Consider the following 22,346-nt stretch of genomic DNA (forward strand, 5'->3'; position numbering starts at 1 on the left):
TCGGGTCGAGATTGCGGCTTCGTTCGAATGCGGACCGAGCGCCAAGCGCGCCGGTTGGAGCAGAGGGAGGCGCTGCCGTGACCCGCAACACCCATATCGCCGTCTTGATGGGAGGCTGGTCGTCGGAGCGATCGGTGAGCCTTTCCTCCGGCAAATCCTGTGCCGATGCCCTCGAGGAACGGGGCTTTCGGGTGACGCGCGTCGATGTCGGACGCGACATCGCAAAAGTTCTCAGCGATTTGCGCCCAGACGTTGCCTTCAACGCTCTGCACGGGCCATTCGGCGAAGACGGCAAGATCCAGGGCCTCCTGGAAACCCTAGAGATTCCCTACACGCATTCCGGTGTGCTCGCCTCCGCGCTCGCCATGCACAAGGTCAAGGCAAAGGCCGTCGTCGCGAATGTCGGCGTGCCGGTCGCAGAACAGCGGGTCGTCACCCGCGAGGAAACGGCGCGCGAACACGTCATGGCGCCCCCCTATGTCGTGAAGCCGATCAACGAAGGCTCGTCCTTCGGCGTGACGATCGTCCCTGAGGATCAGGCCCATCCGCCGCAATCGCTTCTCGGCGATGCCTGGACCTATGGCGAGGAGGTGCTGGTCGAGCATTATGTTGCCGGCAAGGAGCTCACCTGTGCCGTTATGGGACGGCCCGGCGAGGAGGAGGCCTTCGACGTCATCGACATCGTTCCCGTGGGGCACGGCTTCTATGACTTTGATGCAAAATATCTTCAGGGGGGCTCTAAGCACATTCTCCCGGCCAATCTTAAACCATTTGTTTACCAAAATATCCGCAGGTTCGCTTTGGAGGCGCATCGTGCCATCGGGTGTCGCGGAGTGTCTCGCAGCGACTTCAGGTACTGCGAGGAAAGCGATGAGCTCATCTGGCTGGAAGTGAACACACAGCCGGGCATGACGCCGACCTCCCTGGTCCCGGACATGGCGGCCCATGCAGGCCGCAGTTTCGGTGATCTGGTGACGTGGCTTGTGGAGGATGCATCGTGCCGACGATAGGGACGTGGCTGGCAGATCAGGGGGCTCGGGTCGACGCGTTGAGCGCCGGTCTCGGCCATACCCTGAATCGCGCCGTGCCGCCGCGCCTGCGTCGCATCGTGGAAAAGATGCAGACCGGCCGGCAGCACCATTACGGCCAGGTCGCCGCGATCGGTTTCCTGGGCGCCACCATTCTTTACGGTCTGATCGCAGGCGGCCACATGCTGACGCTGCTCGACCGCACTGTCGCGGCCGCCTTTTTCGGCATCCAGGAAATCCGTATCGGAGGCGAGATCGAGACGCCAGAATCCGCGGTCGTCGATCAACTCGACATTCGCGGCGGATCTCTCTTGGGCTTTGATGCCAGCGATGCGCGTGAGCGGTTGATTGCGCTGCCCTGGGTGAAAGACGCCGACATCCGCAAGTTCTATCCGAACCGCCTCGACATCACTCTCACTGAGCGCGCGCCCTTCGCCCTTTGGCAGAATGACGAGATGATCTCGATCATCGACCGCTCCGGCGTGGTCATCGGGCCGTACAAGGATGTGCGCTTCGCCGGACTTCCGTTTGTCGTCGGCAAGGGTGCCGACAGCCGCGCCGACGGGTTCATGACCATGCTGCAGCGGCACCCGTTCCTGGCAGAGCGCATGCGCACGGCCGTGCTCGTCTCGCAGCGCCGCTGGGATCTCGTCACGAAAAACGGCATCACGGTTCAGCTGCCGGAGAACGGCGTCGATGAGGCGATCGATCGTCTGAAGGCCCTGCAGGACAAGGACGACGTCCTGTCGCGCGAGATCGTTACCGTCGATCTGCGCCTCAAGGACCGTATCCGCATCGGCCTTGCGGACAACATGGCCGAAACCGTCATCAAGGAGAACGAATCGGTGATCCGGCGTCTCGCCAAAGCTGGGGGCGAGATTTGAACGCCATCACTGAAAACGCCGGCTCCCGCATCAAGCCGCTTTCGCCCCGCCGCACCGCCGTGGTGAGCGTGCTCGATGTCGGCTCCTCGAAGACCACCTGCCTCATTGCACGCTTGAAGCCGCTCGAAGGCGATCATCAGGCGGGCCGCACCCACCATGCCGAGGTGATCGGCTTCGGGCTGACGCGCTCGCGCGGTATCAAATCCGGTGCTGTCGTCGATCTGGAGGAAGCGGAAAAGTCGATCCGTATCGCCGTCGATCAGGCTGAGCGCATGGCCGACATGACGATCGGCTCGGTCATCGTCAACGTGTCGAGCGGGCGTCTGAAGAGCGATACTTTTTCCGCCACGGTCGAGCTGTCCACTTCGGGCGTGTCCGAGATCGATATTCAGCGCGTCCTGGGTGCGGGCTGCGCCAATTCCGTCGCCGATGGACGTGTCGTCGTTCATTCTCTGCCGATCGGCTATGCGCTCGACGGGCACAGGGGGATCGCCGATCCGCGCGGCATGCTCGGCAACGAGCTCGGGGTCGATATGCATGTCGTCACCGCCGACGAAGCGCCACTGACGAACCTCGAACTCGCCGTGAACCGCTGCCACCTCGAAGTGGAGACGGTGGTTGCGACGCCCTATGCGTCGGCGCTTTCAGTTCTCGTCGAGGACGAAGCGCAGCTTGGCGTCGCCTGCCTCGATTTCGGTGGCGGCACAACGAGCCTGTCGATCTTCTACGAAGGTCAGTTCATTCATGCTGCGAGCGTGCCGATCGGTGGCAACCACGTCACCATGGATATCGCGCGCGGCCTTTCCACCCGGCTTGCCGATGCAGAGCGTCTGAAGGCGCGCCACGGCTCGGCGCTGCCTTCGATCTCTGATGAAAAAGATATTCTGACGATCCCGCCTGTCGGCGAGGACGAGCGAGATGCCCCAAATGCGGTGCCGCGCTCGACGCTGACGCGCATCATCCGGCCGCGCATCGAGGAAACCCTCGAAATGGCGCGCTCGATGATCGACGAATCGGGATTTGCCGAGATCGTCGGCAAACGCGTCGTTCTGACCGGCGGGGCGAGCCAGCTCACCGGACTGACGGAAACGGCGCGGCGGGTGCTTGGACGCAATGTGCGTCTCGGCCGCCCGCAGCAGGGGACGAATGCTCTGCCTGAGGCGGTCAAGGGACCGGCCTTCGCGGCGGCGCTCGGCCTTATCACCTATCCCCAGGTCGCCCGCATCGAGCAGTTCAGGACGCGACGTCCGAGCCAGTTCGCGATGACCGGGACGGATGGATACTTCGCCCGCATGGGGCGATGGATCAGGGAGAGTTTCTGACGCGCGGCGCGGGCCGGGCGGGAGTGGAGAATAGGCGCGGGCAAGGCAGATGCCCGACGCGAGGACAGCGGCGAAAGGACAACAGATGGCCATCAACTTGCATATGCCGGACCTTACCGAATTGAAGCCCCGGATCACCGTCTTCGGTGTCGGCGGGGCGGGCTGCAACGCGGTCAACAACATGATCGAAGCAGGCCTGCAGGGCGTCGACTTCGTCGTCGCCAACACCGACGCCCAGGCGCTGACGATGTCACGCGCCGACCGCGTGGTGCAGATGGGGGTCGCGGTCACGGAAGGCCTCGGCGCCGGATCGCAGCCGGAGATCGGGCGGGCCGCTGCCGAAGAAACGATCGACGAGATCAACGACCATCTGACCGGCGCGCACATGGTCTTCATCACCGCCGGCATGGGTGGCGGCACCGGCACCGGCGCCGCACCGGTGGTGGCGCGCGCTGCACGCGATGCCGGTATCCTGACCGTCGGTGTTGTCACGAAGCCGTTCCAGTTCGAGGGCCAGCGCCGCATGCGCCTCGCCGAGGCCGGCATCAACGAGCTGACGCAGCACGTCGATACGCTGATCGTCATCCCGAACCAGAATCTGTTCCGCATCGCCAACGAGAAGACGACCTTCGCGGACGCCTTCGCCATGGCCGATGAAGTCCTTTATTCCGGTGTTGCCTGCATCACCGATCTGATGGTCAAGGACGGGCTCATCAACCTCGACTTCGCCGACGTCCGCTCCGTCATGCGCGAGATGGGCAAGGCGATGATGGGCACCGGCGAAGCCTCCGGCGACAAGCGCGCCGTGGAAGCCGCCGAGAAGGCGATTTCCAACCCGCTCCTCGACGAGGTCTCCATGCGCGGTGCGCAGGGGCTTCTGATCTCGATCACCGGCGGTAAGGACATGACGCTGTTTGAGGTCGACGAGGCGGCAAGCCGCGTTCGCGAAGAGGTCGATGGTGATGCCAACATCATCTTCGGCGCGACCTTCGACGAGAGCCTGGAAGGCGTTATCCGCGTCTCCGTCGTCGCCACCGGCATCGATCAGGAACAGCGCCAGTCGGAGAACACCGAGCAGCGCATGCAGGAGTTGAAGCAGCGCCTGAAGAGCGTCGGCGGTCCCGCCGGACATGCCCGCCAGGCTCCCGAGCAGGTGGCGGCGAAGGCCCCTTCTTTCGAGGAGGCGATGGCTGAGGATCTGGAGCGTGAGCTTGCCGCTCCGCGTCAGCAGGTCGAGCGCCAGGTCGCCGCGGCAGCCGCCGCGGTGCCGCACACGACCCAGCAGCCGCGCGCCGAAGTTCGCCAGGAGAAAGGCATCAAAATCGGCCCGTTTCGCCCCGAACCGTCCCTGATCGCGCCACGTGAGGCGCATGACGAGATGGAGACGCGCGAGGCCCCGGTGCGTCGCCAGGAGGCTTTCGTTCCGCAGGCTGCAGAGCGGCCGGAGAGCGTGCAGCCCCGCATGCCGAAGGTGGAGGATTTTCCGGCCATCGCGCAGCGGCAGATCCATGCCAGCCGTGGTGCAGCCAATGAGGAAGAAGAGCGCCGTCCGCGTTCTCTCCTGCAGCGTCTGACGCACGGTCTCGCCAAGCACGGCGAGGGCGAGGAAGGTCAGGCTCCGCGTCAAGCTCGCGACATGGAAATCGAGCCGCGGATCGCTGCCGCCCCCGAGCGGGCGCCGGCTCGTCCGTCGGCGGCCGAGACCTTCGGCCGGCCGCAGCAGCGGCGTGCCGTCGATCAGGCGGCGCGCGGCGGTCTCGACCCGCATGGTCGCCCGGCAGCTGCTGGGCACAACGAGGACGACCAGCTGGAGATTCCGGCGTTCTTGCGGCGCCAGACCAGCTGATAGGTGCTCACAGCCTGTAACGTTCTTGCGGCCCCGGCGTTTTTCGCCGGGGCCGCTTTTCTTATAAGCATCTGTTTTTGTGAAAAAAATCCGGGCGGCGCCGAATCTCAAATCGGTAACAAAAGGTAAGAAAGCTTGATTGGCGAAACTGTGATCGCTGCTGCTAGCTTCCGGCGCGTCGGGTGAGGGCCGGTCCCCTCCGATTCGCGATGCGACCGGCACGACAACATGAAAGATGGCTTGATGACACAGACCGCCCAGGGCGCCCAGAAGACGGTCCGCAGGGATGCGACACTTACGGGCATCGGCACGCATAGCGGTAAGCCGGTTACGTTGCGGCTGTGTCCTGCCGACCCGGATACGGGTATCGTCTTCGTTCGCCGCAACGAGGCGGGCGAGGAAGTTTCCATTCCCGCGCGGTCTTCCTCCGTCGTCGGCACGCAGATGTGCACGATCCTGGGCGATGGGGCCGGGCTTTCGGTCGCCACCGTCGAACATCTCTTGGCGGCTGTTTCCGCGCTTTCCATCGACAATCTCTTGATCGAGGTCGATGGCGCCGAAATCCCGATGATGGACGGAAGTGCGGCGGCCTTCGTTGAGGCGATCGACGAGGCGGGGATCGCGATGCAGCCTGCACGGGCGCGCGCGATCAAGGTTTTGAAGCCGGTACGCCTCGAGGTCGGTTCGTCCTGGGCCGAGTTTCTGCCCTATAGCGGACGTCGCTTCACCGTAGAGATCGATTTCGACTGCCCGGTCATCGGCCGGCAGAAGCATGCTGCCAATATCACCGCGAACGGCTTCCGCCGCGATATCGCGCGGGCGCGGACCTTTGGCTACATGAAGGATGTCGAGGCGTTGTGGGCCAAGGGCCTCGCTCTCGGCTCCTCGCTCGACAACGCTGTGGTGATTGCCGACGACAAGGTCGTCAATCCCGAAGGCCTGCGCTATCAGGACGAATTCGTGCGCCACAAGCTGCTCGATGCCGTCGGCGATCTCGCCCTCGCCGGGGCGCCGATCATCGGTCATTATCGTTCCTATCGCGGCGGCCACAAGGTCAACGCCATGGCGCTTGCGGCGCTTCTGGAAGACCGTTCGGCGTGGAGCTGGCTGGTCTCTTCCGATCCGGCGCCGCGTCGCAGTGAACAGGCGGAAGGCCTGCCCGGCTATTTCGCCCCAGCATTCGCCCCGGACCGTTCTTAAGCCATCACCACATGGCGGCCATTTTTGCGTGCTGTTGCCCATCGCAGCCGGCCGGCATTTGCAATTGCGGTGTGCATGCGGCTTTGCAGTCGGCCGGATCTTCGATAAGGAGGCAGCCCGTGCCCTTTTGCTCCGTGTGGATGCATGACTTTCTCTGAAGCTACCAAGCCCGGGCTGCGCATCGTCGCCGCCAGTCTCCTCATTGCCTCGATCGGCGCTTCGCTCGGAGCCTGCTCGAACTTCGGCGATCGTACGAAGATCATCGAGGAGGAACCGACCGTCCCTGCCGACGTCCTCTACAACGAGGGCCTTGCGGCGATGAAGGAAGGCGAGACGACCAAGGCGAAAGAGAAGTTCGCCGAGATCGATAAGCAGCATCCCTATTCGGATTATGCGCGCCGTTCGATGATCCTGTCGGCCTATCTCAACTACAAGCGCGGCAATTACACGGATGCGGTGACCGAGGCGAAGCGCTTCGTGACACTCTTCCCCGCAAGCGATGATGCGGCGTACGCCCAGTACATCATCGCCGAATCATATTACCGGCAGATCCCTGACGTGACGCGCGATCAGGAGATGACGCAGCGTGCGATCCTCGCCTACGGGCAGATCCTCAGCAAATATCCCGATTCGGAATATGCCGATGACGCTCGCCGCAAGATCGAGGTGGGTCGTGATCAGCTCGCCGGTAAGGAGATGCAGACCGGTCGCTACTACCAGGAGCGCGGCGAGTATCTGGCCGCGGTGAACCGATTCAAATCGGTCGTGGAAGCCTATCAGACGACCCGTCATGTCGAAGAGGCGCTGCATCGTCTGGTCGAGTGCTATCTGGCTCTCGGTCTCGTCGATCAGGCGCAGACGGCGGCTGCGGTGCTCGGACATAACTTCCCGGACAGCCCCTGGTACAAGGATTCCTATCGGCTTCTGGCCGGTCGGGGTGTTGAGCCGTCGGAAAGCAAGGGATCTTGGATCTCACGGGCCTTCCGCTCGGGGCAGGCCACCTGATAGCTTCCGGCGGCCATGCTGGCCAACCTGACCATCCGCGACATCGTTCTCATTGAACGCTTGTCTATCGATTTTGCCGCCGGTCTCAGCGTCCTGACGGGCGAGACCGGCGCGGGCAAATCGATTCTGCTCGATTCGCTGGCGCTCGCTCTCGGCGCGCGCGGCGATGCGGCGCTGGTGCGCTCCGGCGCGAGCCAGGGCCAGGTGACGGCCGTTTTCGATCTCGTTCCGACGCATGCCGTCATCCGCACATGCGAGGACAACGGCATTGACGTCGACGGTCCCCTCGTTCTTCGCCGGCTGCAGTCGGGCGACGGTCGCAGCCGCGCCTTCATCAACGACCAGCCGGTGTCGGTTTCGCTGTTGCGCGAGATAGGCCATCAGCTCGTGGAAATTCACGGCCAGCACGACGAACGGGCGCTGGTCGCGCCCGAAGAACATCGCAGGCTCCTCGATGCCTTCGGCGGGCTCGAGCGCGAGCGGGCGGAGGTCGCCGGCCACGCCCAGGTTTTGAGAGAGGCAGAGCGGCAGGCCGAAGAGCTGCAAGCATCCATCGAAGCGGCGGAGCGGGAAGCCGATTTTCTGCGCGCCGCGGTGGAAGAGCTCGAAGCGCTGTCGCCGGAACCCGGCGAAGAGGAACGGCTTGCCGATCGCCGACGCCTTCTCATGCAGGCGGAAAAGGTCGCGGGCGACCTCAACGACGCGCTCGACATGCTGGGCGGCAATATCTCGCCCGTGCCGGATCTGGCCGCCCTGATGCGGCGCCTGGAGCGTAAGAGCGCCGAAATGCCGGAGGTGATGGACGCGATCGTGGAAGCGATCGGGCAGGCGCTCGATCGTCTCGAAGATGCACGTTCAGGCCTCGCCGCGGCGATCACCGAGCTCGGCCATGATGCGGGCGAGCTCGAGCGCGTCGAGGAGCGGCTTTTTGCGATTCGGGCGGCGGCACGCAAATATCGCTGCGAGGCCGACGAGCTCCCGGGTGTCGCGGCGGATTTTGCGGCGAAACTCGAAGATTTCGAAAGCGGTCACGACCGGCTGGCGCGCCTGCAGAACGCGGTGCGGGAAGCCGAGGAAAGCTATGTCGCGGCGGCGCGCCTTCTGTCGGAGCGACGGGAAGAGGCCGCGCGAGGTCTCGAAGAGGCTGTGACCGCCGAATTGCCCGCGCTGAAGCTCGAAGCCGCGTCGTTCCACGTGCATCTGCAGCGTGACGATGCGCGGCGGAGTGCGGATGGCTTCGACACGGTGTCTTTCGAGGTCCAGACCAATCCGGGCACGGCGCGCGGGCCTTTGATGAAGGTCGCGTCCGGCGGCGAGCTCGCGCGTTTTCTTCTGGCGCTCAAGGTGGCGCTCGCCGACCGGGGGTCCGCTCCAACGCTCGTCTTCGACGAGATCGATTCGGGTGTCGGTGGGGCCGTGGCGGAGGCGATCGGGCGGCGGCTTGCCCGGCTCTCAGAACGCGTGCAGGTGATGTCGGTCACCCATGCGCCGCAGGTTGCGGCCCGCGCCAACGGCCATTTTGTCATCTCCAAACGCGTGACCGACGAAGGGCGCAAGACGTCGACGGCCGTGACCCGCGTTGAGGCTGAAGATCGGCGCGAGGAGATTGCGCGTATGCTCGCGGGCGCCACGATTACCGACGAGGCCCGGGCAGCGGCTGAACGGCTCATCGTGGGTGAGAGCCAAGCCTCTTGAGCTTGGCGCGTCTTTGCGCGACAGGACGGCATGGCACCACGCTCCAAAAAGTCGTCCGAAGGCGAAGAGGCGCTTGCCGCCGAGCCCGTCGACAAGCTCACCCTCGACGAGGCGCAGGCGGAACTCGCCAGGCTCGCGGCGGAGATCGCCGAGCATGACCGGCGCTATTACGAAGACGACGCGCCTGCGGTGTCCGATGCGGCCTATGATGCCCTTCGGAACCGCAATACGGCGCTCGAGGCGCGTTTCCCGGAGCTGAAGCGCAGCGATTCTCCTTCAGAAAAAGTCGGTGCAAAGCCTTCCGGCCGCTTTGCCAAGGTGCGCCACAGCGTGCCGATGCTGTCGCTCGACAACGCCTTTTACGACGAGGACGTCCACGATTTCGCGGCGCGGATCCGGCGGTTTCTCGGGATGAAGCCGGAAGAGGCGATCGAGGTTCTGGCCGAGCCGAAGATCGACGGGCTGTCAGCCTCTCTGCGTTACGAAGACGGCGTTCTGGTGCGTGGGGCAACCCGCGGCGACGGCACCGAAGGCGAGGACGTCACCGCCAATCTCCGCACCATCGAGGATATTCCCGAGCGATTGCCGAAGGGCGCGCCGGAGGTGATGGAGGTGCGCGGCGAGGTTTATATGAGCCACGCCGATTTCGAAGCCCTCAACCAGCGCATGGAAGAGGCGGGCGAGCGCGTCTTCGCCAATCCCAGAAACGGCGCGGCAGGTTCCCTGCGCCAGCTCGATGCCAGGGTGACGGCAAGCCGGCCCTTGCGCTTCTTCGCCTATAGCTGGGGCGAGGCGACGGCGCTGCCGGCGGACACCCAATGGGGTGTGATGGAGGTGTTTCGCGACTGGGGCCTGCCGACCAACCCGTTCATGAAACTCTGCGCCAATGTCGAAGAGGCGCTTGCGCATTACCGTCACATCGAAGCGGAGCGGGCGCTGCTCGGCTACGACATCGACGGTGTCGTCTACAAGGTGAACCGGCTCGATCTGCAGGAGCGTCTCGGCTTCGTGTCGCGCTCGCCGCGTTGGGCGATCGCGCACAAATTCCCGGCCGAGAAGGCGACGACGGTTCTGGAAGGCATCGAAATCCAGGTCGGACGCACCGGGGCGCTGACGCCCGTCGCGAAGCTGAAGCCGGTGACCGTCGGCGGCGTCGTCGTTCAGAACGCGACGCTGCACAACGAGGATTACATCAAGGGGATCGGTCGCGACGGCGAGACGATCCGTGATGGCAAGGATATTCGTGTCGGCGATACGGTGACCATCCAGCGGGCCGGTGATGTCATTCCGCAGGTGCTCGACGTCGACCTGTCGAGGCGGCCCAAGGATGCGAGGCCCTTCGAGTTTCCGACGGAATGTCCGGAATGCGGTTCCGACGCGGTGCGCGAACACGATCCCAAGACGGGGCGCACCGATGCCGTGCGCCGGTGTACGGGCGGGCTCATCTGCCCGGCCCAGGCGGTGGAGCGGCTCAAGCATTTCGTCTCGCGCGAAGCCTTCGACATCGAGGGGCTCGGCTCGAAACAAGTCGAGGCGTTCTGGCGGGATGGCCTGATCATGCATCCCTCCGACATCTTCACGCTTTCCGCGCGCGACGAACGTTCGCTGAAAAAGCTCAAGGATCGCGAGGGGTGGGGCGAGACGAGCGTGCGCAATCTATTTGCGGCCATCGACGAGCGGCGGCAGATTTCGCTCAACCGCTTCATCTATGCGCTCGGCATTCGCCATGTCGGCGAAACCAACGCCAAACGCCTGGGGCGCCATTACGGCACCGTCGAGGCTTTCCTGGAGGGAGCCCGCGCGGCAACGGATCAGGAAGGTCAGGCCTGGCAGGAGCTCAACGACATCGACGGCATCGGCCCGGTGGTGGCGGAAGCGATCACCCAGTTCTTCGGCGAAGAGCACAATCTTGAAGAGATCGAGCGGCTTCTGCGCGAGGTGACGCCGGAAGAGGCGGAGAAGGTCGCCTCGGCCTCGCCCGTTGCCGGCAAGACGGTCGTCTTTACGGGCTCACTCGAAAAGATGACCCGCGATGAGGCCAAAGCGATGGCGGAGCGGCTTGGTGCGAAGGTTTCCGGATCCGTCTCCGGCAAGACCGACCTCGTCGTCGCCGGGCCGGGCGCCGGCTCGAAGCTCAAAAAGGCCGCCGATCTCGGCGTCGAGGTCATCGACGAGGATGGCTGGTTCAAGCTTATCGGGGAATAAAGCTGCGAGAGGTGCGGCGCGGTTCGGATGGTCGTTCCGAAAGCTTCCGCGCCGCCGGTAAAACCTGTCTCGGCATGTCAGGCTGGCCGGCATGTCGGCTTTCTGTCGGGCACCTGACCGGGCCAATCGATGGGCATGAACAGAGCCGCCTTGAAGAGAAGCGCGTGAGGCTGCGATGGCGGTGGCTGGTCGCTCGACAGCATTTTCGCGGCCACCTTGTCGACCTCGGCCGGATTGATGCCGATATCGTTGAGAAGATCGGGCGACAGGCCCCGAAGCTCGTGCGCGGCGTTCCGCTTGCGGCGGGCCCGGAGTAGCTGCTGTATGAATCTCATTCATTGCCTCCATGAACAGTGATCAGCCTTGCCTCCTGGCTATGCCGATCGAGTGAGGCTAAGGTAGCTGTGCTCGTGCGGTTATTCGAACGCGCAGAGTGCAAGGCAGATTGAATGAGATTCATGTGAGGGTGGCATGGACAAGACGAAGCTCGCGGCGTTGCCGCCACTGCACGCTCTAAGAAGCTTCCATGCGGCCGCCCAATGTGGGCGCTTTCGCGACGCGGCGAGCGCCCTCGGACTGACGGAATCGGCCATCAGCCACCAGGTGCGTAAGCTGGAGGACTATCTCGGGGTGCGGCTGTTCGAGCGGCGCGGCAATGCCGTGCGGCTGACGGCTGCGGGCGAGACCTATTTTGAGGGTATCGATCCGGCCTTCGCGGCTATCCGCCGGGCAACCGAACGGCTTGCAGGGCCCGGTGGTCGGGTGACGCTGACTTTGCCGACCTCGCTCGTCACGATGTGGCTGATCCCGCGGCTGATGGAGCTCGAGGCGGCGCTTCCGGAGATCAAGCTGCAGCTCGCGCCGTCGAACCGCATCATCGATTTGAAGCGCGAGCAGATCGATCTCGCCTTGCGGCACGGCAAGGGAAGCTGGCCGGGCATTTCCTCGGTGCATCTCTTCAACGAAGAGACCTTTCCGATCTGTCGCGCCGGCCTTCTGCCGAAAAACCCCGATCCGCAGGAGGTGCTGCGATCGGTCCGCCTCATCGTCAATGCCTCTCACAAGGAAGAATGGGCGGAATGGGCGCAGGCGCGTCAGATCGAGCCGCCGCCGCTCGACAATGCGATGGTTTTCGATGGCACCGAGCAGATCATCGAGGCGGTGGCCGGCGGCGTCGGGCTCGGCATCGGACGGCGGCCGATGATCGATCGCTGGATCGATGACGGGCGGGTGGAGGCGCCTTTCGGCACGGCCGATGAAAGCGGCTTTGCCTATTATCTCGCCTGGCGTGAGGATGTCGAACTCAGCGTCCCAGCGCGTCAGGTGGCGCGCTGGTTCGTTGCTGCCTGCAAGGGCAAGAAGGCCGCTGAGGCGATGTTCGCGCCGGTCGCCGCTTAGCGGACGATCGGGCGGCAGGATTCCTCGAGGAACTTGCGCTCCGCGTCGGTGTAATGCGGCCAGAAGGAAAGGCTTGCTCGCACCCTTGCATGGTAAAGGTCGAGCCAGGCGATCTCCGCCGCCGTCAGAAGTGCCGGCGAGATCAGGCGGAGGTCGATCGGCGCGAACGAAATCGTCTCAAAAGAGAGCATCGGCCTGTCGCCGCCGACCGGGACTTTTGGCTCGCGCACCACGATCAGGTTTTCGATGCGGATGCCGAAATCGCCCGGGCGGTAATAGCCCGGCTCGTTGGAGACGATCATGCCCGGCTCCAGCGCCACATGGCCGCTCTTGGCGATGCGCTGCGGGCCCTCATGGACGGCGAGGAAGGAGCCGATGCCGTGGCCGGTTCCGTGATCGAAGTCGAGACCGGCCTGCCACAGAGGGGTGCGTGCCAGGACGTCGAGCTGCGCGCCCGAGGTGTCCTTCGGGAAATTCGCCATGGCAAGCGCGATATGGCCCTTGAGGACGCGCGTGAAGCGGTCGCGATAGAGCGTCAGGCGATCACAAGTCGCTTCCTCGCCCACCAGCACGGTGCGGGTGATGTCGGTGGTGCCGTCGCGATATTGCGCACCGGAATCGATGAGATAGAGCTCGCCGACTTGAAGCGTGCGGTTGCTCTTCTCGGTGACGCGGTAATGGTTCATCGCCGCGTTCGGTCCCGTCGAGGAGATGGAATCGAACGACACATCTTCGAGCTTGGAGCCGTCGAGCTCGGCCGTTTCGGTGCGGATCTCTTCGAGCTTCTTCGCCGCGTCGATCTCGCTCACGCTGCCGGCCGGCTGAAGATCGAGCCAGGCGAGGAAGCGGGTGACGGCGACACCGTCGCGAATATGCGCGGCGCGGCTGCCGGCGATTTCAGCGGCGTTCTTGCGGGCCTTGGGAAGCGCGATCGGGTCGGAGGCTTCGACGATCTCGGCGCCGCCTTCCTCGACGAGAAGCGCGACGGCTTCAGCCGAGCCCGCCGCATCATAAAGGGCCTTTGTTCCCTTTCCGAGAGCGCGCAGAGCGTCGGCGAATTCGGCCGGCTCACGGAGGCCAGCGAGGTCCGCGAGCGCGTCACGCACCGCATTGGAGAGCTTGCGCCCGTCGATGAAAAGGTCCGGCGCCTTGTCCTGGTGGACGATCGCGAAGGAGAGCGCCAGCGGCGTGTGCGGAACGTCGCTGCCGCGAATGTTGAACAGCCACGCGATCGAGGAAGGATCAGTCAGGACGACCGCCTGTGCCCGGCGTTTGGCAAGCGCTTCCCTCTGCTCGGCGATTTTCTCCGCGGCGCTGCGTCCGGCGAGTTCGTCGGGGTGCAGACGGACGGCGCCCGTCGGCGTTTCGGGACGGTCGCTCCAGGCGAGATCGATCGGATTCTCCGAGAGGGCGACGAGTTCGGCGCCAGCATTTTCGAGCTTCGCCGCCATGGAGCGGCGCTGGCTCCTCGTCGTGAGCCAGGGATCGAAGCCGATGCGGTCGCCTTCCTTGATCTTTTCGACGAGCCAGTCCGTCGGGCTCTTGTCGCCGATGAAGACGACCTCGAAGGCGTCCTTGTCGACCTGCGCGGCCGCCTGCACGGTGTAGCGGCCATCGACGAAGAGCGCGGCTTCGTCGGCAAGCACGATGGCGGTGCCGGCCGATCCGGTAAAGCCTGTCAGCCAGGAAAGCCGCTCGGCCGCGGGCGGAACATATTCGCTCTGGTGCTCGTCGGCCCGCGGAACGATGAAGCCCGCGAGTTTCTGCTCTTGGAGAGAGGTGCGCAGCGCGGCCAACCGTTCAGCCGAATGGGTGGCGTCGCTCTTGTCGTCATAGGTCTGAAACATGGCTTTCCTTACCAGCGGGCGCCGTCACGCGCCACTCTCGGCAGAGCCGCGACAGGCGAGGGGCTGACATGCGGGTGACGGCATTTTCGATCGCCGCGTTGAGGCGTATTTCGCACCCGAAGTTGCAACCGGGACTTGTGCATCATGTCTCTCACTTTCGATCAGAGCGGCCATCTCGCACATCGGTCCAGACCAGCGCTGTGGCGGCGTATTCTGGATCGGCTGATGGCGGCACGGCTTGCCGAAGCACAGCACGCGGTGAACCTCTGTCTTTCGAAGCTCGACGATGACGAGCTTGCGCGTCTTGGCTATCGCCGCACCGACCTTGCGGCGATGCGGGACCGTTCGTCGCGGTTCTGATTTCCGACCAGGTGACCGCCGCACCCGCAGCGTCGGTCACATGCGGTGCGACAGGACGAGCACGCTCCACTCGCCGAAGCGTCGATGTGTCTCGAGAGCAAAGCCCTGATTGCGGTAGGCCGCCGTCACGCGCGAGGCCTGGCTGTTGAGAATGCCGGAGAGCACCACGACGCCGTCCGTTTCGCTGGCGCGCGCCATTTCCGGCGCGAGCGCAATCAGAGGTGCGGCCAGAATATTGGCGACGATCAGATCATAAGGTGCGCAGGCGGCGATCCTCGGATGGCGCAAGCCCATGGCGGTCATGGTCTCGACGAGATGGCCGACGCCGTTGAGGGAGGCGTTTTCTGCCGCGATTTTTGTTGCGATCGGATCGATATCTGAGGCGAGAACGGGCTCACGCAAGAGCCTGGCGAGCGCGATCGCCAGGAGGCCGGTGCCCGTGCCGACATCGAGCGGACGGTCGAAGCGCCGGTATTTCAGCAATTCGTCGAGCGTTTCCAGGCAGCCGAGCGTCGTTGCGTGATGACCGGTGCCGAAGGCCTGGCCGGCATCGATTTCGATCCCCGTCCGTCCGGCCGGTATGGCGCTGCGATCATGGGCGCCATAAACGACGAAGCGCCCGGCCGGGACGGGCGCAAGCCCCTTCAATGACTGAGCCACCCAATCGGTCTCAGGAAGGATTTCGATGTCGAATTTCGATGCGTCCGCGCCGAGGGCGTCGCTGAGTCTCGCTCCGAGCGGGTCGAGTTCGTCGCCTTCGAGATAGAGTTCGACCTGCCAGTCCGTACCGGCTTCGCTCAAGGCGACGACGCCGCCTTCCTCTTCAAACGCCGCGTCGAGCCGATCCGAGAGAAGCTCCGCTTCCTCCCGGCCGCCTTTGAAACTGATACGTGCCGTCATGTCTTGGTTTTGTCTGTCTCTCGCTGGACCTTGCGACGCACGGATTTTTCCGTCGTGCGGTCCTGGTTTTCTGTCTCTGGCGGCACCATCGCAAGGATGCGCCCGGCATTCGAGGCGGCACGCTCCTGCGCCTGTTCAGCGAAAAAGAGGCTACCATCGGGTGCGACATACAACAGAATCTCCAGATCGTCGCCGCGCTCGTTGCGATAATCCTCGAAGGTGTATTCCTTCGTGAGCGGGGTCGATTGGATCTTCCAGCCGCTCGAAAGGCGCCGCTCGAGTTCCCAGTAGGAAACGCCGGAGGCGAGCAGGGGACGGCCGCCGACCGTGACGGCCATGTTCTTCTTGCTGCCTGAATCCTCGTCGCGCTGACGGCCGATCTGAAAGACGTCGGTGCGGCCGAAATGCGGGCCGAAATCGGTGCAGACGAGAGCGTTGTAGGCGTCGTTGTCAGTCGCTGCGATGAGGTAGTCGTAGCGGTTGAACTCGACGGAGAATTCCGCGGGCTCCGAGAGGATTTCGCCGTAATAGGTCGGGATTTCCGTCTGGCGCAAAAGGCGCAGGCGCGACCAGTTGCGGTCGGCCACCATCGTCGGGATCTTCATCTCCTTGAGGCGGGCCGTCAGCGCCTTTGTGAAGTTCGATGCGCCGACGACGAGGATCCCCGAGCGGCGATCGGCAGCAAGACCCAGATGGCGCGCCAGCCAGGGGAGGGTGAAGCCGTGGACGACAACGGTGACGAAGACGAGCGCGAAGGTGATCGGCACCATCAGCGGGCCGTCGTCGACGCCGATCGCAGCAAGCTCCGTTCCAAACAAACCTGCGACCGCGACCGCCACGATACCGCGCGGGGCGATCCAGCCGACGAGCAGGCGTTCTGAGAGTTTGAGTCCACTGCCGATCGTTGCCACGAGCACGGAGAGCGGCCGCACGACGAGAAGCAGGACGACGATGAAGGCTGCGAGGCGCCAATTGAGGGCCGTGAGATCCGCCCAGGTGAGCGTCGCCGTGAGCAGCACGAAGACGCCCGAGACGAGGAGGACCGTCATCGTCTCCTTGAAGCGCTTCAGTTCGTCGAGGCTCGCGATGCGGGAATTGCCGAGCGTGATGCCGAGAACGGTCACGGCGACGAGGCCGGCTTCGGCCACCAAAAGATCGGTCGCGGCATAGGCGACGAGAACGGCCGCCAGGATGAGAGGCACTTTCAGGTATTCGGGCACCCAGCCGCGGGAGAAGACGGTGACAAGACCCCGGCCGAGAAGATAGGCGCCGGCGAGCGCCACGACGGCCGCCGCGACGATCGACATGGCGAAGTCGGAAAAAGCCTGCTCGTGATGGTTGATGAGAATGACTTCGAAGGCCAGAACCGCAAACAGGGCGCCGATCGGGTCGTTGATGATGGCTTCCCAGCGCAGGAGTGACGCGGGTCGCTGGGCAAGCCGGGCCTGGCGCAGAAGCGGCATGATGACGGTCGGCCCCGTCACCACGAAGAGGCCGGAAAGAACCGTCGCCGTCGGCCAGCTGAGATCGCCCACGAAATGGGCGGCGATCGTGCCGAGGAGGAAGGCGAGCGGCCCACCCAACAGGACGAGGCGCCGCACACCCATCGAAGTCTCTCGGATCTCGTGGAAATGCAGCGTCAGGCCGCCTTCGAACAGAATGATGGCGACGGCAACCGCGATGATCGGGCGCAAGAAGTCGCCGAAATCCGATTCCGGATCGATGAGGCCTAGCCCCGGTCCGATCAAAAGACCGGCGAGCGACAGGACGACGATCGCCGGCAGGCTGAAACGCCAGGACAGCCATTGGGCGGCAATGCCGGTGGCGCCGATCAGCGCAATCTCGGTGATGATGTCGTGCATGAACCCGCTCTGCGCTGGAAGAGCGGGATTAAAGAGCAACTGCAGCCGCTTTCAAGCGCCGTTGGCGGAACTTTCGTCGAAAGTCTTTTGCTCAGAAGGCGGTTTGGACAGCTTGGACCTGCTTGCTCAGGTCGCTTCGACAAAACTGTCGACCACGCGCTTGCGGCCGGATTTTTCGAAATCGATCGTGAGTTTGTTGCCGTCGATCGTGTGGATGGTGCCGTAGCCGAATTTCTGGTGGAAGACGCGCTCGCCGACCGAATAGCGGCTCGTGCCGCCGATCACCGATTTGGCGACGAGTTCTCCTTCAAGGGTCGTCGGCCCGCGCCCGGTGCGGTTTCTCGGATCGGCGCGATCCCGGTTGGATTTCGCGCGCTGCCATCCCGGCGTCCGATAGGCGGAATCGAAGGGCTCCATCCGCTCAAAACGTGAGCCGCCATAGCCGCCCGATCCGTAATGGCCGGCACCGCCATAGCCGCCGTAGCTCGCAGGCTCTGCCACTTCGACATGGTCTTCCGGCAGATCGTCGATGAAGCGGGAGGGCAGGGTGGATTGCCACAGTCCGTGGACGCGGCGATTGCCGACAAACCAGATGGTGGCGTGGCGACGGGCGCGCGTCAGGCCGACATAGGCGAGGCGGCGTTCCTCTTCGAGGCCGGCCTTGCCGCTCTCGTCGAGCGCACGTTGATGCGGGAAGAGACCTTCCTCCCAGCCGGGCAGATAGACGACGTCGAATTCGAGGCCCTTCGCCGAATGCAATGTCATGATGGAGACGGCTTCTTCGGTCTCGCCGCCCTCCGTGTCCATGACCAGCGAGACATGCTCCAGGAAGCCGCCGAGGGAATCGTATTCGCCGAGATTGTTGACGAGTTCCTTGAGGTTCTCGAGCCGGCCCGGGGCTTCCGGCGAGCGGTCGCGCTGCCACATCTCGATGTAGCCGGATTCCTCCAGAATGATCTCCGCGAGCTCAGGATGCGGCGTGTGCTCCAGCATCTCCGACCAGCGGGCGAAGTTTCGGACCAGGTCACCGAGCGCCTGGCGCTGGCGTGGCTTGATCTCTTCGGTCGCCGCCAGCTCTCCGGCCGCCGCCAGAAGCGGGATGTCGCGGCTGCGCGCATGCGAATGGATGAGCTGGATGGTGGCCGCGCCAAGGCCGCGCTTCGGCGTGTTGACGATGCGCTCGAAGGCGAGACCGTCGGCCGGATTTTGCGTGACGCGCAGATAGGCGAGCGCATCGCGGATTTCCATGCGCTCGAAGAAGCGTGGGCCGCCGATGACACGGTAGGGAAGGCCGAGCGTGACAAAGCGGTCTTCGAATTCGCGCATCTGGAAGGAAGCCCGCACGAGGATGGCAATCTCGTTGAGAGATATGCCTTGGCGCTGCTTTCTTTCGATGTCTTCGCCGATCGAGCGCGCCTCTTCGGAGGAATCCCATCCGGAGGCGACCATGACCGGCGCGCCCATATCGTCGGTCGCCGGAAACAGCGTCTTGCCGAGACGGCTCTCGTTCTGAGCGATGAGGCGTGAGGCGGCGGCGAGGATATGGCCCGTCGAGCGATAATTGCGCTCCAGACGGATCACCTTGGCGCCGGGAAAATCGTGATCGAAGCGGAGGATGTTGGCGACTTCGGCGCCGCGCCAGCCATAGATCGACTGATCGTCGTCGCCCACGCAGCAGATATTGGCGCGCTCGCCTTCCGGACGCTGGGCGAGGAGGCGCAGCCAGAGATATTGCGCGACGTTGGTATCCTGGTACTCGTCTACGAGAATGTAGCGGAAGCGCTGCTGGAAGCTTGCGAGCACATCGGGATGCTCGCGGAAAAGCCGCACGCATTCCGTCAGAAGATCTCCGAAATCGACGGCATTCAGCGTCTTCAGACGCTCCTGATAGGCGGTGTAGAGTTCGCGCCCGCGCCCATTGGCAAAAGCGTAAGCGTCGGAATCCGGAATCTTGTCAGGCGACAAGCCGCGGTTCTTCCAGCCGTCGATGAGGTTGGCGAGCTGGCGCGCGGGCCAGCGCTTGTCGTCGAGACCGGCGGCCTGGATCACCTGCTTCATCAGCCGGATCTGGTCATCGGTGTCGAGGATGGTGAAATCGGAGCGCAGTCCGACGAGCTCGCCGTGGCGGCGGAGAATCTTGACGCCGATCGAGTGAAAGGTGCCGAGCCACGGCATGCCTTCGGTCTGTTCGCCGCCGATCAAGGCGCCGATCCGCACCTTCATCTCGCGCGCCGCCTTGTTGGTGAAGGTGACCGCCAGGATCTGCGAAGGAAATGCGCGACGTGAGGCGAGGATATGCGCGATGCGCGTCGTCAGAACGCGCGTCTTGCCGGTGCCCGCACCGGCCAGCACGAGAAGCGCGCCTTCCGTCGTCTCCACCGCATCGCGCTGCTCGGGATTGAGGCCTTGCAGGTAGCGCGCGGGAGACGAGACCTGTGCCGCCTGGGCGCGGGCCGCGATCCCACCAGCCCGCGGGGCAGGCGTCGGCGGGTCAAAAAGGGGATCGTCGTGTCGGTCGGCGTTTGAATGGGTCATCAGGTTTCGATTCGCTTAAGCCCAAGATAGGGCAACGATCCCTGTCTTGCGAGGCGGCCGCCTGGCTACCGGATTGTACTATTGTTCTTGACCCGTTCTCTGCGTCTACCGATCAGGCCGCAAGGGGGCGTGGCAAAAAAATCCGTGTCGCTAGCCGAATCTCTGCCACATGATCGAACTCGGGAGAGGGAGGGCGACGAACCTTCAGAGGTTCTTCTAAGACCGCACTTCCGGCCAGTTTGGGTTCTGGGGGAAAGATATGTCTGTGGAGCTTGAAGGGGGATGCTCCTGCAAGCACGTGCGCTACCGGCTCACATCGCTGCCGATGTTCGTGCATTGCTGCCATTGTCGGGACTGCCAACGCGAGACGGGCAGCGCCTTCGTCCTCAACGCGCTCATCGAACGCGACCGGATCGCGCTATTGAAGGCGGAGCCGGTCGTCGTGACGCTACCGACGGGGAGCGGGCTCCCTCATGACGTCTATCGCTGCCCGAACTGCCAGATTGCGCTGTGGAGCGACTACGGACGCCGTGGCATTCTGAGTTTCCTGCGGGTCGGAACGCTCGATAATCCGGATGTGCTCGTGCCTGACGTCCACATCTACACGCGCTCTAAGGTTCCGTGGCTCGAATTGCCGGCCAATGTTCCCGCCTTTGAGGAATATTACGATCTGAAGGAGCTGTGGCCGGCCGCCAGCCTGGCGCGCAGAGACGCGCTGCTCAAGACAGAATAGCGAACTGATCGGCCTTTCTCTGCATTGGGGTTGAGACACCCCAAGAGTGGAGACATCGCATGGCAACGCACGACCTCGACCTCAGCGTCGCAGTCGAATCCTATGATTTTGAACCCTCAAGCGGCATCCCTAACAGCAAGCTGCCGACGCTTATCTATCGCGGCGGCCTTGACGAGCCGGTCCGTATGGCCGGCGCTGCCGATACGATCCTGACGCGGAATATGTGGCAGGGTGTGTGGGTCTGGTCGATCTATCCGTTCTGGCACTTCCACACGAAGGGCCATGAGGTGCTGGCCTGTGTGTGTGGCTCGGCCCGCGTCGGGCTCGGCGGCGATGACGGCATCGAAACCGATCTCAATGCCGGCGACGTGGTCGTCATTCCCGCCGGTGTCGGCCACAGAAGACTGTCGGCGACGGAGGATTTCTCGGTCGTCGGCGCTTACCCGAAAGGGCAGGAGGGTGACATCACCAAGCCCGAGGAGATCGATTTCGAGGAAGCCAGGAAGAAGGCGGCAAGCGTGCCTCTTCCAGACACCGATCCGATCTATGGCCGGGAAGGTCCGCTCTTTGAGTATTGGAAAGGCAGCAGTTCGGCCCATACGGACGACGACGCCTCTTCGGACGTTCAGCAGGAAGACGCCGTCGAAGGCGAAGACGAAAATGCCTCTTCGGATGTGCATGAAGCGAGCGACGCCGAGAAGACCGGCGCGACGAACGAAAAATAAGGAAGAGCGCGGGCGAGCGAATGTTCGCTGCGCTGCGGGCGTAAGAAAGTTCAGCCGAAAAAAATGCCGCCCGCATGGTGCGGACGGCATCTTTCAAACCCGAGGAGATGTGGGCGGTTACTGCGACTGGGCCGGTTCGCCGGTCGCCGGAGCACCGCCGGTGCTGGTGCCCATGCCGCCGCTCTCAGTCTGTGACTGCTGGGCCGCGGCTTCGGCCTGCGCCTTCTGGTCGTCGAGGTCAACAAAGTCAGGGGCCGCTTCAAGCGCCTCCTTCGATCCGTCGATCACGAGGTGCAAGTCACCATCCTCATCGGTCTGGATGTCGATCTCGCTGAACTTGACCGCCACGTTCTTCTCACCGATGCCGAGGAAGCCGCCGACACCGATGATGGCGCCGTCAATGCCGCCTGCCTTCTTGAAGAGGAGGTCGTTGATGTCGCCCACCGCTTCGTCGCTCTGGTTGTAGACCGTCTGGCCGATATAGCTGCTCGCCTGGACCTGATCTTCGCTCTGCTCAGTCAGGAAGACGGAGGCATCCATGGGCTTCGCCGGAGCCTCGGCAGCCTCGCCTGTCGGGGCGCTCATGCTGTCGTTCGGCTGCGCTTCCATGCCGCCAGCAGGGGCCTTGTCCGGGCTTGCCGGCTGTTCCGCCATCGGCTGGTTGGTGGTGTCGGTCTCGGTCGTCTGCGCCATCGCGCCGGTGGCGATCATCGCCGAGATGGCCGTCGTTGCCAAAAGCTTCTTCAACATTCTCACTCTCCCTGTTGGGGGCTCGCCTGGGTGGCGGCTCGCCCCGTTCGT

At 63.9% G+C, this 22,346-nt stretch carries 18 protein-coding genes; 12 read left to right on the plus strand and 6 right to left on the minus strand.

From position 1 onward, the window contains the following. The first annotated feature begins 77 nt into the window (after nucleotides 1–77). The 8 genes from J2R99_RS12620 (at nucleotide 78) to ligA (ending at nucleotide 11,185) form a co-directional block, all read left to right on the plus strand. A complete protein-coding gene (locus J2R99_RS12620; RefSeq protein ID WP_307154814.1) occupies nucleotides 78–1,010 on the plus strand; it encodes a D-alanine--D-alanine ligase in 933 nt (310 codons plus the stop codon). Further along, nucleotides 998–1,912: a cell division protein FtsQ/DivIB gene (locus J2R99_RS12625; protein WP_307154815.1), complete on the plus strand. Its 915-nt coding sequence runs from the start codon at nucleotides 998–1,000 to the stop codon at nucleotides 1,910–1,912. Before J2R99_RS12620 ends, J2R99_RS12625 begins: the two co-directional genes overlap by 13 nt. Then, nucleotides 1,909–3,234 (plus strand): cell division protein FtsA, encoded by a 1,326-nt coding sequence (ftsA, locus tag J2R99_RS12630; RefSeq protein WP_370872361.1) that lies wholly within the window; start codon nucleotides 1,909–1,911, stop codon nucleotides 3,232–3,234. Before J2R99_RS12625 ends, ftsA begins: the two co-directional genes overlap by 4 nt. 85 nt (nucleotides 3,235–3,319) lie before the next feature. Continuing rightward, nucleotides 3,320–5,080, plus strand: coding sequence for a cell division protein FtsZ (gene ftsZ / locus J2R99_RS12635; RefSeq protein ID WP_307154816.1), 1,761 nt, complete (start codon nucleotides 3,320–3,322; stop codon nucleotides 5,078–5,080). A gap of 243 nt (nucleotides 5,081–5,323) precedes the next feature. After that, nucleotides 5,324–6,280, plus strand: coding sequence for a UDP-3-O-acyl-N-acetylglucosamine deacetylase (gene lpxC / locus J2R99_RS12640; protein WP_307154817.1), 957 nt, complete (start codon nucleotides 5,324–5,326; stop codon nucleotides 6,278–6,280). A 144-nt stretch (nucleotides 6,281–6,424) separates the two neighbouring features. Further along, the gene (locus J2R99_RS12645; protein ID WP_307154818.1) at nucleotides 6,425–7,285 is read left to right on the plus strand and encodes an outer membrane protein assembly factor BamD; all 861 of its coding nucleotides are present in this window, start codon (nucleotides 6,425–6,427) and stop codon (nucleotides 7,283–7,285) included. Between the two features lie 15 nt (nucleotides 7,286–7,300). Next, on the plus strand, nucleotides 7,301–8,980 hold the full coding sequence (gene recN / locus J2R99_RS12650) for a DNA repair protein RecN (RefSeq protein WP_307154819.1): 1,680 nt from the start codon (nucleotides 7,301–7,303) through the stop codon (nucleotides 8,978–8,980). Nucleotides 8,981–9,010: 30 nt separating this feature from the next. Continuing rightward, nucleotides 9,011–11,185, plus strand: coding sequence for an NAD-dependent DNA ligase LigA (ligA, locus tag J2R99_RS12655; RefSeq protein ID WP_307154820.1), 2,175 nt, complete (start codon nucleotides 9,011–9,013; stop codon nucleotides 11,183–11,185). Nucleotides 11,186–11,262: 77 nt separating this feature from the next. Here the strand turns inward: ligA and J2R99_RS12660 are convergent, their stop codons facing one another. Further along, complete coding sequence (locus J2R99_RS12660; protein ID WP_307154821.1) at nucleotides 11,263–11,520, minus strand: DUF1127 domain-containing protein; 258 nt, start codon at nucleotides 11,518–11,520, stop codon at nucleotides 11,263–11,265. Between the two features lie 136 nt (nucleotides 11,521–11,656). Between J2R99_RS12660 and J2R99_RS12665 the strand changes: the two genes are divergently transcribed. Continuing rightward, entirely contained in the window at nucleotides 11,657–12,583 is a 927-nt protein-coding gene (locus tag J2R99_RS12665) for a LysR substrate-binding domain-containing protein (RefSeq protein WP_307154822.1), read from the plus strand. Here the strand turns inward: J2R99_RS12665 and J2R99_RS12670 are convergent. After that, nucleotides 12,580–14,430, minus strand: coding sequence for an aminopeptidase P family protein (locus J2R99_RS12670; protein WP_307154823.1), 1,851 nt, complete (start codon nucleotides 14,428–14,430; stop codon nucleotides 12,580–12,582). The genes J2R99_RS12665 and J2R99_RS12670 overlap by 4 nt on opposite strands. A gap of 144 nt (nucleotides 14,431–14,574) precedes the next feature. Here J2R99_RS12670 and J2R99_RS12675 point away from each other — a divergent pair, with 144 nt between their 5' ends. Then, nucleotides 14,575–14,790 (plus strand): hypothetical protein, encoded by a 216-nt coding sequence (locus tag J2R99_RS12675; RefSeq protein ID WP_111328822.1) that lies wholly within the window; start codon nucleotides 14,575–14,577, stop codon nucleotides 14,788–14,790. 36 nt (nucleotides 14,791–14,826) lie between these two features. Here the strand turns inward: J2R99_RS12675 and J2R99_RS12680 are convergent, their stop codons facing one another. The 3 genes from J2R99_RS12680 to J2R99_RS12690 form a co-directional block, all read right to left on the minus strand. After that, entirely contained in the window at nucleotides 14,827–15,690 is an 864-nt protein-coding gene (locus J2R99_RS12680; protein ID WP_307154824.1) for a 50S ribosomal protein L11 methyltransferase, read from the minus strand. Then, nucleotides 15,687–17,552, minus strand: coding sequence for a cation:proton antiporter (locus tag J2R99_RS12685; RefSeq protein ID WP_092811048.1), 1,866 nt, complete (start codon nucleotides 17,550–17,552; stop codon nucleotides 15,687–15,689). Before J2R99_RS12685 ends, J2R99_RS12680 begins: the two co-directional genes overlap by 4 nt. A 126-nt stretch (nucleotides 17,553–17,678) precedes the next feature. Next, nucleotides 17,679–20,087, minus strand: coding sequence for an ATP-dependent helicase (locus J2R99_RS12690; protein ID WP_307154825.1), 2,409 nt, complete (start codon nucleotides 20,085–20,087; stop codon nucleotides 17,679–17,681). Between the two features lie 259 nt (nucleotides 20,088–20,346). On the opposite strand from J2R99_RS12690, the gene J2R99_RS12695 reads away from it, so the two are divergent. Both J2R99_RS12695 and J2R99_RS12700 read left to right on the plus strand, forming a co-directional pair. After that, the gene (locus J2R99_RS12695; RefSeq protein ID WP_307154826.1) at nucleotides 20,347–20,820 is read left to right on the plus strand and encodes a GFA family protein; all 474 of its coding nucleotides are present in this window, start codon (nucleotides 20,347–20,349) and stop codon (nucleotides 20,818–20,820) included. Between the two features lie 59 nt (nucleotides 20,821–20,879). Then, complete coding sequence (locus J2R99_RS12700) at nucleotides 20,880–21,545, plus strand: cupin domain-containing protein (protein WP_307154827.1); 666 nt, start codon at nucleotides 20,880–20,882, stop codon at nucleotides 21,543–21,545. Nucleotides 21,546–21,662: 117 nt separating this feature from the next. Here J2R99_RS12700 and J2R99_RS12705 read toward each other — a convergent pair whose 3' ends face one another. Next, nucleotides 21,663–22,295, minus strand: a complete 633-nt coding sequence (locus tag J2R99_RS12705; protein ID WP_307154828.1) for a PRC-barrel domain-containing protein — start codon at nucleotides 22,293–22,295, stop codon at nucleotides 21,663–21,665. Nucleotides 22,296–22,346: the final 51 nt, after the last annotated feature.

Source organism: Rhodopseudomonas julia, from assembly GCF_030813515.1.
GTDB classification, from domain to species: domain Bacteria; phylum Pseudomonadota; class Alphaproteobacteria; order Rhizobiales; family Afifellaceae; genus Afifella; species Afifella julia.

Excerpts from the sequence above, each read along its gene's own strand:
- ftsZ (WP_307154816.1), top strand. The coding sequence starts at position 3,320 with ATGGCCATCAACTTGCATATGCCGGACCTTACCGAATTGAAGCCCCGG.
- lpxC (WP_307154817.1), top strand. The coding sequence starts at position 5,324 with ATGACACAGACCGCCCAGGGCGCCCAGAAGACGGTCCGCAGGGATGCG.
- J2R99_RS12645 (WP_307154818.1), top strand. The coding sequence starts at position 6,425 with ATGACTTTCTCTGAAGCTACCAAGCCCGGGCTGCGCATCGTCGCCGCC.
- recN (WP_307154819.1), top strand. The coding sequence starts at position 7,301 with ATGCTGGCCAACCTGACCATCCGCGACATCGTTCTCATTGAACGCTTG.
- ligA (WP_307154820.1), top strand. The coding sequence starts at position 9,011 with ATGGCACCACGCTCCAAAAAGTCGTCCGAAGGCGAAGAGGCGCTTGCC.
- J2R99_RS12660 (WP_307154821.1), bottom strand. The coding sequence starts at position 11,520 with ATGAGATTCATACAGCAGCTACTCCGGGCCCGCCGCAAGCGGAACGCC.
- J2R99_RS12665 (WP_307154822.1), top strand. The coding sequence starts at position 11,657 with ATGGACAAGACGAAGCTCGCGGCGTTGCCGCCACTGCACGCTCTAAGA.
- J2R99_RS12670 (WP_307154823.1), bottom strand. The coding sequence starts at position 14,430 with ATGTTTCAGACCTATGACGACAAGAGCGACGCCACCCATTCGGCTGAA.
- J2R99_RS12675 (WP_111328822.1), top strand. The coding sequence starts at position 14,575 with ATGTCTCTCACTTTCGATCAGAGCGGCCATCTCGCACATCGGTCCAGA.
- J2R99_RS12680 (WP_307154824.1), bottom strand. The coding sequence starts at position 15,690 with ATGACGGCACGTATCAGTTTCAAAGGCGGCCGGGAGGAAGCGGAGCTT.
- J2R99_RS12685 (WP_092811048.1), bottom strand. The coding sequence starts at position 17,552 with ATGCACGACATCATCACCGAGATTGCGCTGATCGGCGCCACCGGCATT.
- J2R99_RS12690 (WP_307154825.1), bottom strand. The coding sequence starts at position 20,087 with ATGACCCATTCAAACGCCGACCGACACGACGATCCCCTTTTTGACCCG.
- J2R99_RS12695 (WP_307154826.1), top strand. The coding sequence starts at position 20,347 with ATGTCTGTGGAGCTTGAAGGGGGATGCTCCTGCAAGCACGTGCGCTAC.
- J2R99_RS12700 (WP_307154827.1), top strand. The coding sequence starts at position 20,880 with ATGGCAACGCACGACCTCGACCTCAGCGTCGCAGTCGAATCCTATGAT.
- J2R99_RS12705 (WP_307154828.1), bottom strand. The coding sequence starts at position 22,295 with ATGTTGAAGAAGCTTTTGGCAACGACGGCCATCTCGGCGATGATCGCC.